Raw genomic sequence first — 14,685 nt, 5'->3', positions numbered from 1 at the left:
TGCCCATTATGATGCTGATCATGAACGGAGTATCTGTACTCATTATTTACAGTGGTGCCCATGCCGTAGACAACGGAACCATGCAGGTTGGTAATGTTATGGCATTCATCCAGTATGCAATGCAGATTATTATGTCATTCCTTATGATCACTGCAATGTCCATTATGCTTCCAAGGGCAAATGTGGCAGCGCTTCGTATTGATGAGGTTCTGAAAACAGAGGTTTCCATTCAGGATCCGGAAACTCCGGTACATCCGTCAGAAAGTGTGAAAGGTGAGATCGAATTTGACCATGTATCCTTTGCTTACCCGGAAGCAGGCGAGAATGTACTGACAGATATTTCCTTTAAAGCAAAGAAAGGACAGACGATCGCAGTAATTGGAAGTACAGGAAGTGGTAAGAGTACCCTGATTAACCTGATCCCAAGATACTATGATGTGACAAAGGGTTCTGTTAAAGTGGATGGTGTGGATGTACGCGACATGACTCAGAAGGAACTTCGTGACAAATTGGGATATGTGCCGCAGAAGGGTGTACTTTTCTCAGGTACTATTGATTCCAATATCCGTTATGGTGAGCCGGAGATCACTGATGCACAGGTGAAAGAAGCAGCAGAGGTTGCACAGGCTACAGAATTTATTGATACCAAACCGGAGAAGTATTAAATCCCCTGTATCACAGGGAGGTACCAATGTTTCAGGTGGACAGAAACAGCGTCTGTCCATTGCCAGAGCCATTGCAAAGGATCCGGAGATCTTTATCTTTGATGACAGCTTCTCTGCCCTTGACTTTAAGACTGACAGTCAGTTAAGAAAGGCATTGAAGGAATATACCAAAGATGCAACTACTGTGATCGTTCCCAGAGGATCAGTACCATCCTTGGTGCAGATCAGATCATTGTACTGGACGACGGACATATGGCAGGCATTGGAACTCATAAGGAACTGATGGCAAATTGTGAGGTATATCAGCAGATTGCAAGATCTCAGTTATCAGAGGAGGAACTGGCATGAGCGAACAGAGAAGAAGAGGTCCTATGGGAGGACATGGACGTATGATGTCCGGCGAAAAGGCGAAAGACTTCAAAGGCTCCATGGCTAAGCTTTTCCGCTATATGGGACGATATAAATTCCGCTTTATACTGATGTTTATCTTTGCAGTAGCGGGAACTGTGTTTAGTATTGTAGGGCCTAAGATTTTAGGTAAGGCGACAACAGAGCTGTTTAACGGCCTGGTTGCCAAGGTAAACGGAACCGGTGAAATCGACTTCGGAAAAATCGGGATGATCCTGTTATGGACACTTGGATTATATGTGTTAAGTGCATGCTTTTCCTTTGTACAGGGATTTGTAATGTCAGGAATCTCCAATGATGTCACCTATAATCTGAGAAAAGATATTTCAAAGAAAATCAACAGACTGCCTCTGAATTATTATGAGAGCAGAACAAACGGTGAATCCTCTCCCGTATCACCAATGATGTGGACACTTTGCAGATGAGTCTGAACCAGAGTCTGACACAGCTGATCACATCAGTGACAACCCTGATTGGTGTATTTATTATGATGCTTTCCATTAATGTGTGGATGACTCTGGCAGCACTTCTGATCCTGCCGGTTTCCATGTTCATCATCCAGACTGTCATGAAGCATTCACAGAAATACTTCCAGGATCAGCAGAGCTATCTGGGTAAAGTAAACGGTCAGATCGCAAGAAAACTTCGGTGGTCATGATGTGGTCAGAGTTTTCGACAAAGAGAATGATGTAGTAGAGGAATTTGAAAAAGACAATCAGAAGCTTTATGAATCTGCATGGAAATCTCAGTTCTTCTCAGGAATGATGATGCCGATCATGCAGTTTGTAGGTAACCTTGGATACGTAATGGTAGCTCTTCTGGGCGGTGTGTTTGTAATCAAAAAAAGTATTGAGGTCGGTGATATCCAGTCCTTCTTCCAGTACATCCGTAACTTTACACAGCCAATCCAGCAGATTGCACAGGTCACTAACCTGTTACAGTCCTCTGCTGCAGCTTCCGAGCGCGTATTTGAATTCCTGGAGGAGCCGGAAGAGAGCCAGAATGAGAAGAACCCTGTAGATATTGATACACTTACAGGAGATGTTCTGTTTGAACATGTAAAATTCGGCTACAATCCGGATAAGATCATTATCAATGACTTCTCCGCAGATGTGAAGGATGGTCAGAAGATTGCCATTGTAGGGCCAACAGGTGCAGGAAAGACAACTATGGTGAAATTGCTTATGAGATTCTATGATCTCAATGGCGGAAGTATTAAGGTAGACGGTTATGACATCAAAGACTTTAACAGAAGCAGTCTGAGAGAGATGTTTGGAATGGTGCTTCAGGATACATGGCTGTTCTCAGGGACCATTATGGAAAATATCCGTTACGGACGTCTGGATGCTACAGATGAAGAGGTGATCGCAGCAGCAAAGGCAGCCCATGTGCACAACTTTATTATGCAGCAGCCGGGCGGCTATGATATGGTTCTGGATGAAGAAACCAGCAATATTTCCCAGGGACAGAAACAGCTTCTCACTATTGCCAGGGCAATCCTTGCAAATAATAAGATTCTGATCCTGGATGAGGCAACCTCATCTGTAGATACTAGAACCGAAGTGCGTATCCAGAAAGCCATGGACAATCTGATGAAGGGCAGAACAAGCTTTGTGATCGCACACAAGACTTTCTACCATCAAGGATGCAGATCTGATTCTGGTTATGAAAGACGGTGACATTATCGAGCAGGGAAATCATGAAGAACTTCTGGCTAAGAAAGGCTTCTATGCAGACCTGTATAACAGCCAGTTTGAGAATAAGGCAACTGCATAAAGTTATTATAAATCCCTCAGGGGTATTTGTGAAAGAGAATATATCTGGTGGATATAGGATCTCACAGATACCGGCTGAGGGATTTTCGGCATTCTCATGCCAAAACACCTCGCGGGATAGTGGCGTGTGAACAGTAATATTTTAGTCTTTTCTGTCAGAGGGTAATATGTTATAATTAAAAACTAACTTACGAAAAATGATAAATTTTATCATAGAAACAGAAGAAAATGATAACAATAATAAGGAGTATTGTAGCTGTGAAGTTACTGAACAGCTGCAAATATCAGAGGATATCAACAATATGACAGATAAGAAAAACGGCAGAGAATATCTGGGCTATGTGCTGGAAAAATTAAAAGAACGTATCACAGAGATCAGCCTCTCTCTGGTGGAAGGCCAGAAAGAGATTGAGGGAATGCATGAGTATTACTGGGAAAATTATACAGAGATGGACCAGTATGGCTATGAGAATTATGATAATCAGCAGGCATTGTTCCGCCAGATTTCCGCAAATGAAGAGCAGCTGATTCTGAAACAGAGATTTCGCAGAATGGCAGATTCTCCATTCTTCGGAAGAGTGGATTTCATTTACGAAGGAGAGGACGAACCGGAGATCTTTTATATTGGAATTGGAAATTTTGCAGAGAAAGCAGGGCATATTCCATTAGTATACGACTGGCGTGCTCCGGTAAGCGGTCTGTTTTATGACTATGACAAAGGACCGGCTTCTTATGAGGCTCCCATGGGTGAAATCCATGGTGAGGTTGCTTCCAAATGGCAGTACAAGATCCGCAACGGAAAAATGATCTATGAATTTGAAAGTGATGTAAAAATTGATGATGAGATCCTGAAAGCAGAACTGGGAAGTAACGGTGAGGTACAGCTTAAGAACATCATCCGTACCATTCAGAAGGAGCAGAATGCCATCATTCGAAATACCAAAGACAGGATTATGGTAATCCAGGGTGCAGCAGGAAGCGGGAAAACTTCCGTTGCACTTCACAGGATTGCCTATCTTCTCTATCATGACAGACAGAATCTGAAGTCTTCCAATATTCTGATCCTGTCGCCAAATGGAGTGTTTTCTGATTATATCTCCCATATCCTTCCTGAACTGGGAGAAGAGAATATTAAGGAAATGAGCTTTGATCTTTTTGCCTATAAGCAGCTTAGGGATACAGTTTCTGACTGCGAAGACCGCTATGATGAAATTGAACGCAGAATCCGTTTTCCACAGAAGGCTTCTTTGGCAGAGGAGAAACAGTCCATGGAATTTATAAATCTTATGGAACGCTATCTGGTGGAACTGGAAGACCGGCTGATGAATTTCAGGGATGTGGAATACAATGGATTTGTAAAGACAGAGTCTGAGATCATTGAACTGTTTTATTTTAAATTTCAGGATTTTCCGCTTCTTTCAAGAATGGATGCAGTTGCAGATTATTTTATTGACGAGGTGGAAACTCTGCGGAATCGTGATCTGGCAGATGATGAGAAAGACCTGATCCGTGAGAAATTCATGAAACTGTATGTGACCGGAGATCTTTATGTGATCTACAGTCAGTTCCTGAAAGAGAACGGATACAAAGGACTTCCGCGTGTTTCTTATGAGAAAAGAAAGCTGAAATATGAGGATGTTTATCCTGTTCTTTATCTGAAATATCGTTTGCAGAGCCAGCAGGGAAGAAGCAATATCAAGCATCTGGTGGTAGATGAGATGCAGGATTACTCAAGGCTTCAGTATGAAATCCTGCAGAGGATTTTCTCCTGCAAAATGACGATCCTGGGTGACCGGGCACAGACTATGGATGACAAACAGCAGGATGTGCTGAAATTTCTGCCGAAGATTTTCGGGAGAGATATCCACAAGATCATTATGAATAAGAGTTACCGTAACACCATAGAGATTGCGTCTTATGCAAATCAGCTTGCGGGTATTGAAGATATGGAACTCTTTGAACGTCATGGTGCTTCGGTGGAGGAGAAAATATTTGCAGATATGAGCCATGCTGCGGAAGAGATTGCAGAAACTCTGAAACTCGGCGAAGAAGAATATGAAACAGCAGCGGTTGTCCTGCGTACAGAGAAAGAAGCAGAACATATGTGGCTTATTCTGAAGGAAATTCTGGGAGAAAAAGGATTTGATGTAAAAGAACGCCTGTCTTATCTGGACAGAAACAGCACAAGCTTTAAGAAAGGTCTTACAGTTACGACATTCTATCTGGCAAAAGGTCTGGAATTTGATCAGGTATTTGCAGTATTTCCGCAGAAAGACCAGACACCGCTTGTGCGTCAGGCGAGATATATCGCTGCAACAAGAGCCCTTCATGAACTGCATATGTATGAAGTGGAAAAATAAAAAAGTAATCGTTACTGTTCACTCCGTTCACAGTAACGTAGCCAAAATTCATTCCAGATTGCCTGCGGCAATGGAATTTTGGCTTGTATGTCTCGGGATTTTGGCATATTCATGCCAAAACACCTCGCGGGATAGTGGTGTGTGAACAGTAACAAGTAATCTCTCAGTTACAGAGAAAAAAAGATAAATGGTATGATGGAGCAGAAAAATGGCGTTATAACAGACTATGTAAATCGCAGAAGGCTGAGAAATCGACATTGACATCTATGTAATGAAACTGTAAAATATATAATGTCAGTGGCAAAATACCTTTTGTTCCTGACACCATATTTTATAAAGTACGGAACAGTTATAATAATGTCAGAGAGAGGTTTCCTCTCCTGACCTGATATCAAATATTACCTGAAGACTATATACCTATTCTAAGGAGGATATTATGAAAAATAAAAGAGTACTAATGTTATTGGCCTTAACAGCTGTATTATCTGTTTCCATGACTGCATGTAGCTTTGGAGGCGGCAGTGACGAGGATTCAAGTGTGGTACAGGTAACTCCTACACCGGAGCCAACCAAAGCAGCGAAAGCAACTCCTACCCCTGCACCGGCCAATGCCCAGAATACTACCTATACATCTAAGAACAAAGCAGTATCCATTAAACTTCCGGATGCGACATGGGCGAATAAATCAGATTCTGACGATATGTTAAGCTTCGAGTCACCGAAACAGGGCAAACTCCTGATCCTGCATGGTTCCGGTGAGGAGGATATGTCTGTGGCGATCATTCCAAGTTCACAGGATACAGCCTCTGCACTTGTAAAGGCAGATAATCTTGTAGAAGGTACAGATTTTGAGATCCAGGATTATAAATCAGAGGAAGTCAGCGGTGTAAATGTTTACAGCTATACAGTTCATTACCTCACTGACAAGAGTGACTATAAATATGTTGTAAATAAATATTTCACAGATAATACAAAAGAATTTTACAGTGTTGCAGGTTCTGTAAAGGATGAGAAAGCACTGGCAGGAATCAAGACTTCTGTTGATTCATTCACTATTTCCGGTGATTCTGTACTGAAAGCAGCAGCAACAGGAAAAACTTCAGGAACTACAGCAGGTACAACTGCGGACGGCACTTCAGGAACTACAGGAACAGCGGCTGCAGGTACAGACACAACAGCATCCGGCAGTTCATCAGATGGAAGTTCTTCAGCAGGCACAGACGGTTCTTACAGTGATACTTCATCGGACGGTTCATCAGATTACAGTTCATCAGACTATACTTCTGATGGCAGCAGTGACGGATCTTATGATTATGACGATGGTTCCTCCAATGGATATTATGCAGACGGAACACCTGTAGGAACAGATGATCCGGATTATGATACAGATCAGACAAGAACTATTTACAGAAACTCCGACGGATATCCGCTTGTAATTTATCCGAACGGTGACGGTACATGGTGTGATGATGACGGAAATACCTATGATTTTGCTAATGGTGAGGACGTTTATGATGAGAACGGCGTTGACTATTACTATCATGGAGAACCGGCGTATGTCCGCTATATGCCTAAGAATCAGTAACAGAAAAGTTGAAAAGGACGGCTGCTGTAAAAAACAGTCGTCCTTTTTTGCGCTGACAGAGAACAACCTGTTATTTACATAAGAACGGATATTGTGGTAGAATAGCAGAGAAAATATGTGTTGCTGTGAACAGTAAAACAGGTAGATAATGAGGGCTGATGAATGGAATCATATGGAAGATTTGCCGGTGTTTATGATGTTTTCATGGATAATGTAAACTATCGTGAATGGGCAGACTATATTATAGAAACACTGGCTCAGGACGGAATCAGGGATGGTCTGGTTCTGGAGCTGGGATGTGGAACAGGTACTGTGACGGAGATGCTTGCAGATGCCGGATATGATATGATCGGTATCGATAATTCTGAGGAGATGCTTGCAGAGGCTATGGAGAAGCGGGCAAAATCCGGTCATGATATTCTGTATCTTTTGCAGGATATGCAGGATTTTGAGTTATATGGTACGGTTCGTGCTGTGATCAGTGTCTGTGACAGTATGAATTATCTGACGGACGAGGAAGATCTGGAGTATCTTTTTGCGCTGGTAAATAATTATCTGGATCCGGGCGGACTGTTCATTTTTGATATGAATACGATCCATAAATACCGGGATGTGATCGGTGATACGACTATTGCTGAGGACAGAGAGGACGGAAGCTTTATCTGGGAGAACAGTTATGACAGGGAAAATTCCCTGAATGTATATGAACTGGCACTTTTTCTTCCAAGAGAAGACGGATTGTATGAGAAGTGTGAGGAGGAACATGTACAGAAAGCGTATTCCATAGAAGCAATCAAGGCTATGATTGTGAAGGCAGGAATGGAACTGGTGGCAGTCTGTGATGCATATACTCATAATCCGGGTGATGAGAACTGTGAACGTCTGACTTTTGTTGCAAGAGAGCATGGAAAAAGTGCACAGAACGGATATCATGGAAAAATCCCGGAGAAACCTGAGACACATCGCGCGGATAGTGGTGTGTGAACAGTAACTATTTTTGGACGTTAACGTCTGTTTACAAAATAATATGAAAGAAATAACAGGAGTAATAAACGAATGAACGATTATATTATCAGAGCAATTGCAGCGAATGATCAGATTCGTGCATTTGCGGCAGTTACTACAGAAACAGTAGAAACAGCGAGACAGGATCACAATACAAGTCCGGTTGCCACAGCAGCACTGGGACGTCTGCTTACAGCAGGTGCCATGATGGGGACCATGATGAAGGGGGATAAGGATATCCTTACACTTCAGATTAAGGCAGGAGGACCACTTGAAGGAATTACAGTAACTGCAGATTCCAAAGGTCGTGTAAAGGGATATGTGGGAAATCCTGATGTATGTATTCCGGCAAACAGCAAGGGTAAACTGGATGTTGCAGGTGCTGTCGGTATAGGATTTATGAATGTGATCAAGGATATGGGACTGAAAGAGCCTTATGTTGGACAGGTTGCGCTTCAGACCAGTGAGATCGCAGAAGACCTTACCTATTATTTTGCTACAAGTGAACAGGTACCGTCAGCAGTTGGTCTCGGAGTTCTTATGAATAAAGACAATACAGTACGTCAGGCTGGCGGATTTATCGTGCAGCTGATGCCGTTTGCAGAAGAAAGCACAATTGCGAAGCTTGAGGAAAATGTACAGAAAATCACATCTGTCACAAATCTTCTGGAAGAGGGACATACTCCTGAGAGTCTGCTTGAGAAAGTTCTGGAGGGCTTTGACATGGAGATTAATGAGAAAGTTCCTACGGAATTTTACTGTAACTGCAGCAGAGAAAGAGTGGAGAAAGCCCTGATCAGCATCGGAAGAAAAGAACTCAATGAAATGATTCAGGAAGGTAAGTCCATCGAGATGAACTGCCATTTCTGTAATAAGAATTATGAATTTACAGTGGAAGAACTGAAAGAAATCCTGCGTAAATGTAAATAAGAGATGCAAATGTACTGACAGATGGATCTGCCGGAGCACAGGGAAGAAGAGGTAGAAAATGAAAAACGGTTATATCAAAACAGCGGCCGCAACACCTTATATCACAGTTGCAGACTGCAATGCCAATGGAAATGAGATTATCAGACTGATCCATGAGATGGAAAAAGAACATGTGAAGGTTATGGTTTTTCCGGAGCTTTGTATCACAGGCTATACCTGTCAGGACCTTTTCCTGCAGAGACGTCTTCTCGACAGCGCCTGGGAAACTTTGCTGAAGATCACAAAGGAAACTGCTGATGTGGATGCCCTTGTTTTTATAGGTGTGCCTTTCAGAAATCATGGAAAATTATATAATGCGGCAGCGGTTTTAAACAGAGGCGAGATTATTGGGCTGGTTCCGAAAACTTATCTTCCAAACTATGGAGAGTTTTATGAGCAGCGCCATTTTGCATCAGGTCTTGGATGTCTGGAATATGTGGATATTGAGGGAAAGAGAGTTCCTTTCGGAACAGACATTCTTTTTATCTGTGAGGAGGAGCCGGAGCTTGTGGCAGCAGCAGAGATCTGTGAGGATTTATGGGTGACACTGCCGCCAAGCGTTCTCCATGCACAGGCAGGAGCGAATCTGATTGTGAATCTGTCAGCCAGCAATGAGATGGTCGGAAAGGACAGCTACCGCAGAGATCTTGTTTCCGGACAGTCTGCACGTCTGGTGTGCGGATATGTATATGCAAATGCAGGAGAAGGTGAGTCCACACAGGATCTGGTCTTTGGCGGTCAGAATATGATCGCAGAGAATGGAGTGATCCTTGCGGAAGGAAAACGTTTCCACAATGGTATTGTATACAGTGAGATTGATGTGCAGAGGCTGAACGATGAGAGAAGAAGACTGACTACTTATCAGCCGGCTGACGACAGTGATCACATTAAAGTGTGCTTCCATCTGAATGTGGAAGAGACAAAACTGACCAGAAAATATTCGCAGTATCCTTTCGTACCTTCACGAAAAGAAGAAAGGGATATGCGCTGTGATGAAATCCTGAATATTCAGGCAATGGGACTTAAGAAACGTATGGATCATATCCATTGCCATAAGGCAACAGTGGGACTTTCCGGAGGTCTGGATTCCACACTGGCACTGCTTGTGATCGCAAGAGCCTTTGACCTTTCCGGCGCTGACAGAAAGGATATTCACTGTATTACCATGCCATGCTTTGGAACAACAGACAGAACTTATCAGAATGCCTGCAAATTAAGTCAGTGTCTGGGTGCGACTTTAAGTGAGATTAATATCAAAGAAGCAGTAAATGTACATTTCCGGGATATTGCTCATGATCCGTCTGTGCATGATGTGACTTATGAGAACAGCCAGGCAAGAGAGAGAACGCAGATCCTGATGGACAGTGCAAATCAGGATGGCTCGATTCTGGTGGGAACAGGAGATCTGTCTGAACTGGCTCTGGGATGGGCAACCTACAATGGTGATCATATGTCCATGTACGGAGTGAATGCTTCAGTGCCGAAAACTCTGGTGCGTCATCTTGTACGTTATTATGCGGATACCTGCAAAGATGAGAAGCTGACAGAGGTTCTTCTTGATATTCTGGATACACCGGTAAGTCCGGAGCTTCTGCCGCCTAAGGATGGCAAGATCGCACAGAAGACAGAAGATCTGGTGGGACCTTATGAACTTCACGATTTTTATCTGTACTATATGCTTCGTGCAGGATTTGAACCGGAGAAAATTTACAGGCTGGCATGTGAGACTTTTGAAGAAATGTATGATAAGAAGACAATATTTAAATGGCTGAAAACCTTCTACTGGAGATTTTTTGCACAGCAGTTTAAACGTTCCTGTCTGCCGGATGGCCCGAAGGTGGGAAGCGTTGCGGTTTCACCGAGAGGTGATCTGAGAATGCCAAGTGATGCAAGTGCAGGAGTATGGCTGGAGCAGCTTGAGAATATGGATATTTATAGCAATCCTCGTAAATAATGCATTATTTTAGAGGATTGCTATAGAATCACAAAGCGGAGAACGATCAATTGTTCTCCGCTTTTTTCAGTGCTGTTTCAATTGCATTCAAAAGAATTATGGAAGTATACTTCTGATCTTCAGAATATTGAATATTTTCCAGCGACTGGGAGGTATAGATCTGGCTGGCCAGTGATTCCAGAGCCGGTTCCATGAGAGGAAACATGGCTGCGGTGCTTTCACTTAAATTTACCAGACGGATGGAAGTTACCCTGTCAGAGTCAACGGTTACTTCCAGGTCAAAGGTGTTTTCATTCAGGTCGATGGAGGAAGTATAAATTCCCGGTTTGTACCGGCTTTTGGCATCGGCTGAGGTACTTTTTTTCTGACCAGGTCCAAACATGAAAAAAAGTACAATAGCCAGGATGACAGCAAGAAGGAGGAAAATGCCGGTGTATATAACTTCCTTCATATGTAGGACTATGATTTTTGTTTTTGCACTCATGGTACACGCCTCCTGGATGGTTTTGTATATTCTATTACAGAAGTACTTAAATTATGATATACTGAAATAATGAATGTTGAGTAACTGACAGTAAGGAGAGAAGAATGTCATTGCAGTTTATAATCGGCAGCTCCGGAGCCGGAAAATCATATTTTGCATATAAAAGGATTATTCAGGAATCACTGCAACATCCGGAGAAAAATTATTATGTGATCGTGCCGGAGCAGTTTACCATGCAGACACAGAAGACGTTGGTGGAAATGCACCCGGGAAAAGGAATCCTGAATATTGACATCCTGAGCTTTGAACGTCTTGCGTACCGTGTATTTGAAGAAACCGGCGGAGATAACAGAAAGGTTCTGGAAGATACGGGAAAAAGCATGGTGCTGCAGAAAATGGTGCAGCAGCACAGAAAGGAACTTGCCTATCTGGGAAGTCAGATGAACAAGCCGGGATATCTGGATGAGGTGAAGTCTCTGGTGTCAGAATTTATGCAGTATGATATCAGAGAAGAGAATCTGGCGGAAATGAAAGAGAAGGCCAAAGATCAGCCATTACTTGAAATGAAGCTTAAGGATGTGGGAATCCTTTATCAGTCATTCAGGGAATTTCTGAAGGGGCATTATATGACAGGGGAAGAGGTGATGGATGTCCTGCTTAAACAGCTTCCTTTTTCCGAAAAGCTTAAGGGAGCGGAATTTCTCTTTGATGGATTTACCGGATTCACGCCAATTCAGGTCAATGTGCTCAGGGAACTTCTGGTCATTGCTGACCGCATAAGTGTTACTGTGACTATGGATGAACGGGAGGATGCTTTTTCTCCGGGAAAACCTTATCAGCTTTTCTTTATGAGCAAACAGATGATACGGACACTTGCAGGGCTGACCAGAGATCTGGAGGATCCGGTGTATCTGAAACCATCCGGACAGTCCCGGTTTGCACAGGCACCTGCCTTACAGTTTCTGGAGAAAAATATCTTCCGCTACAGAAAGGGCGTATATTCCAAAGAGCAGCAGGAGATAAAGATATTTACTGCTCCATCCCCCCTGGAAGAAATGCGGGAGGCTGCCCGAAAGGTGTCAGAACTTGTGCGTACCTGCGGATACCGTTATGGTGAGATTGCAGTGATCACAGGAAATCTGGAAGAATATGCAAGACTTGCAGCACAGGTATTTGAGGAGGCGGATATTCCATATTTTATTGACGAGAAGCATTCGGTACTGATGAATCCTTTTGTGGAGTATCTGCGTGCTGCCATGGAGATGGCAGTGCAGGGCTTTCCTTATGAGAGCGTTTTCCGTTATCTCAGATGCGGGATGTCAGAAGTTACCAGAGAACAGGCTGATAAGCTGGAGAATTACGTGCTGGCGCTGGGAATCCGGGGATATAAGAAATGGTCTGAAAAATGGGTTCGTGTATACAGAGGAATGGAAGCGGAGAAGATACAGGAACTGAATGAGATCAGAGAGATTTTTGCAGAAGAAGTAAAGGAACTTGCACAGGGATTTGGTTCCGGGAAGAAGACAGTGGAAGAGTACTGCCGGATTCTCTATGATTTTATCCAAAAAAGCAATGTCTGGCAGAAACTGAAACGACAGGAGCGAAAGTTTAAAGAGTCAGGCGATAAAGCAATGGAAAAAGAATATAACCAGATTTATGGAATTGTGATGGACCTGCTGGATAAGATGGTTGAGATTCTTGGCGAAGAAACGGTAAACAGACAGGAGTTCCGACAGCTTCTGGAATCAGGACTTTCGCAGGCAAAGGTTGCATTGATCCCGCCGAGCGTAGATCAGGTGATGGTGGGTGATATGGAACGATCCCGTTTAAAGGAGATTAAGGCGTTATTCTTTGTTGGCGTGAATGAGGGTAATATTCCAAAGAGTACACAGACAGGAGGAATCTTATCAGAGCTTGACAGGGATTTCTTCCAGGAGCAGGGAGTGGAACTGGCACCGGGGCCTAAAGAACTGATGAATATGCAGAGGTTCTATCTGTATCTGAATATGACGAAACCGGGAGAAAAGCTGATTCTCTCCTATAGTGATACCAATGCAAAAGGAGAAGGCATAAGTCCGGCATATCTGATCGGGAGTATACGCAGTCTGTATCCGAAGCTGGAAATTGAGGGTGGAGCCGGGGTCAGACCCCATAAAATTTCTATAAACAATTATTATTATCCAGAAAATCCGGAAGCGGGGATTGATCTGTTTCTGGAGAAGCTGGCACAGGAAACAGAGAAAAATCATGAGGATATTCTGGAGCAGGCAGATGAGACGGATGCAGTGTTTGGAGAGCTTTACAGCTGGTATCTGCGGAATCCGGAATACAGAAGCAGAGTACAGAAGCTGGTACAGTCGGCTTTTGCCGGAAAACCAAAGGACATTATCAGCCAGAGTGTGGCGAAGGCATTATACGGAGAGGTTTCACCTTACAGTGCTACCAGACTGGAACGTTTTGCAGCCTGTGCATTTGCACATTTCCTTCAGTATGGAATGAAGCTTACCGAGCGTGTGGAATATGAGTTTAAACCTATGGATATGGGAAATGTTATGCATGAAGCACTGGAAAGCTTTGCAGAAGAAGTGCGAAAAAGAGGCATGAAATGGACAGAGCTGACAGAACAGGAACGGAATGAGATTGCGGACCGGTGTCTGGATAATATTGTGGCAGATTATGGAAACACGGTGCTCAAAAGCAGTGCCAGGAATGAATATATGATCGAGAGAACAAGGAGAATCCTCAGAAGGACGGTATGGGCACTTCAGAAACAGCTGGAACAGGGAGAATTTCAGCCGGAAGGCTTTGAGGTAACCTTCGGGGGAGGAAGAATTGACAGAGTAGATATTATGGAAGATCAGAATAAGGTGTATGTGAAGGTGATTGATTATAAAACCGGAAATACATCCTTTGACCTGGTTTATCTGTATCATGGCCTGCAGTTACAGTTAATGATCTATCTGGATGGTGCCTTGCGTGTAGAGCAGAAGAAATATCCGGATAAGGAGATTATTCCTGCGGGAGTTTTCTATTACAATATCAAGGATCCTATGATCCAGGAGAAGATAGATGCGGATGTGGAAGCAGTCAGTGCAGGTCTTATGAAAGAACTGAAGATGAATGGGCTGGTTCAGGCAGATCCGGAGCTTGTGTACAGGATGGACAGCAGTCTTGGCTCCATTCCTGTCGCATTTAATAAGGACGGAAGCTTTCGCAAAAATTCTTCTGTGGCAGACAGAACACAGTTTGCAGTGCTTGGACGGTATGTAAGGACGAAGATTGAGAAGATAAGAAGTTCTATTCTGGAGGGAGATGCAGAGGTTTCTCCCTATGAGCTCGGAAAAAAGAATGCGTGTACTTATTGTCCGTATATGACGGTATGTGGATTTGACCGCAGGCTGTCAGGATATGAATTCCGCAGACTGAAAAACTTCTCTGATGAGGAATTATGGAAAGCATTTGACAGGGAGGCAGAATAAG

Annotated in this window: 7 protein-coding genes and 2 pseudogenes; 8 read left to right on the top strand and 1 reads right to left on the bottom strand. The window is 43.3% G+C overall.

All coding sequences use genetic code 11. The features are described 5' to 3' along the window. The 7 genes and pseudogenes from AC058W_RS06840 to AC058W_RS06810 form a co-directional block, all read left to right on the top strand. Positions 1 to 1,013: pseudogene (locus tag AC058W_RS06840) on the top strand (ABC transporter ATP-binding protein); the annotation flags it as partial. Then, positions 1,010 to 2,849 (top strand): annotated as a pseudogene (locus AC058W_RS06835) (ABC transporter ATP-binding protein). The pseudogenes AC058W_RS06840 and AC058W_RS06835, both read left to right, overlap by 4 nt. 301 nt (positions 2,850 to 3,150) lie before the next feature. Then, a complete protein-coding gene (locus AC058W_RS06830; protein WP_118247189.1) occupies positions 3,151 to 5,208 on the top strand; it encodes a HelD family protein in 2,058 nt (685 codons plus the stop codon). 436 nt (positions 5,209 to 5,644) lie between these two features. Then, positions 5,645 to 6,793, top strand: coding sequence for a hypothetical protein (locus AC058W_RS06825; RefSeq protein ID WP_118572448.1), 1,149 nt, complete (start codon positions 5,645 to 5,647; stop codon positions 6,791 to 6,793). Positions 6,794 to 6,955: 162 nt separating this feature from the next. Continuing rightward, positions 6,956 to 7,777 (top strand): class I SAM-dependent DNA methyltransferase, encoded by an 822-nt coding sequence (locus AC058W_RS06820; RefSeq protein ID WP_117845536.1) that lies wholly within the window; start codon positions 6,956 to 6,958, stop codon positions 7,775 to 7,777. Positions 7,778 to 7,849: 72 nt separating this feature from the next. Continuing rightward, on the top strand, positions 7,850 to 8,728 hold the full coding sequence (hslO, locus tag AC058W_RS06815; RefSeq protein ID WP_117676321.1) for an Hsp33 family molecular chaperone HslO: 879 nt from the start codon (positions 7,850 to 7,852) through the stop codon (positions 8,726 to 8,728). Between the two features lie 58 nt (positions 8,729 to 8,786). Beyond that, the gene (locus AC058W_RS06810; protein WP_479389868.1) at positions 8,787 to 10,721 is read left to right on the top strand and encodes an NAD(+) synthase; all 1,935 of its coding nucleotides are present in this window, start codon (positions 8,787 to 8,789) and stop codon (positions 10,719 to 10,721) included. 46 nt (positions 10,722 to 10,767) lie between these two features. Here the strand turns inward: AC058W_RS06810 and AC058W_RS06805 are convergent, their stop codons facing one another. Next, entirely contained in the window at positions 10,768 to 11,205 is a 438-nt protein-coding gene (locus AC058W_RS06805) for an FMN-binding protein (RefSeq protein ID WP_118411584.1), read from the bottom strand. Between the two features lie 104 nt (positions 11,206 to 11,309). Between AC058W_RS06805 and addB the strand changes: the two genes are divergently transcribed. Beyond that, positions 11,310 to 14,684, top strand: coding sequence for a helicase-exonuclease AddAB subunit AddB (gene addB / locus AC058W_RS06800; protein ID WP_479389867.1), 3,375 nt, complete (start codon positions 11,310 to 11,312; stop codon positions 14,682 to 14,684). Position 14,685 lies beyond the last annotated feature (1 nt).

Source organism: Blautia sp. CGZ-1-C1, from assembly GCF_056504575.1.
Note: the sequence above shows the minus strand (reverse complement) of the source record. Positions and strands in the feature narration are given on the sequence as shown.

Bases quoted from the DNA above. Each gene is read 5' to 3' on its own strand.
- AC058W_RS06830 (WP_118247189.1), top strand. From the start codon at position 3,151: ATGACAGATAAGAAAAACGGCAGAGAATATCTGGGCTATGTGCTGGAA.
- AC058W_RS06825 (WP_118572448.1), top strand. From the start codon at position 5,645: ATGAAAAATAAAAGAGTACTAATGTTATTGGCCTTAACAGCTGTATTA.
- AC058W_RS06820 (WP_117845536.1), top strand. From the start codon at position 6,956: ATGGAATCATATGGAAGATTTGCCGGTGTTTATGATGTTTTCATGGAT.
- hslO (WP_117676321.1), top strand. From the start codon at position 7,850: ATGAACGATTATATTATCAGAGCAATTGCAGCGAATGATCAGATTCGT.
- AC058W_RS06810 (WP_479389868.1), top strand. From the start codon at position 8,787: ATGAAAAACGGTTATATCAAAACAGCGGCCGCAACACCTTATATCACA.
- AC058W_RS06805 (WP_118411584.1), bottom strand. From the start codon at position 11,205: ATGAGTGCAAAAACAAAAATCATAGTCCTACATATGAAGGAAGTTATA.
- addB (WP_479389867.1), top strand. From the start codon at position 11,310: ATGTCATTGCAGTTTATAATCGGCAGCTCCGGAGCCGGAAAATCATAT.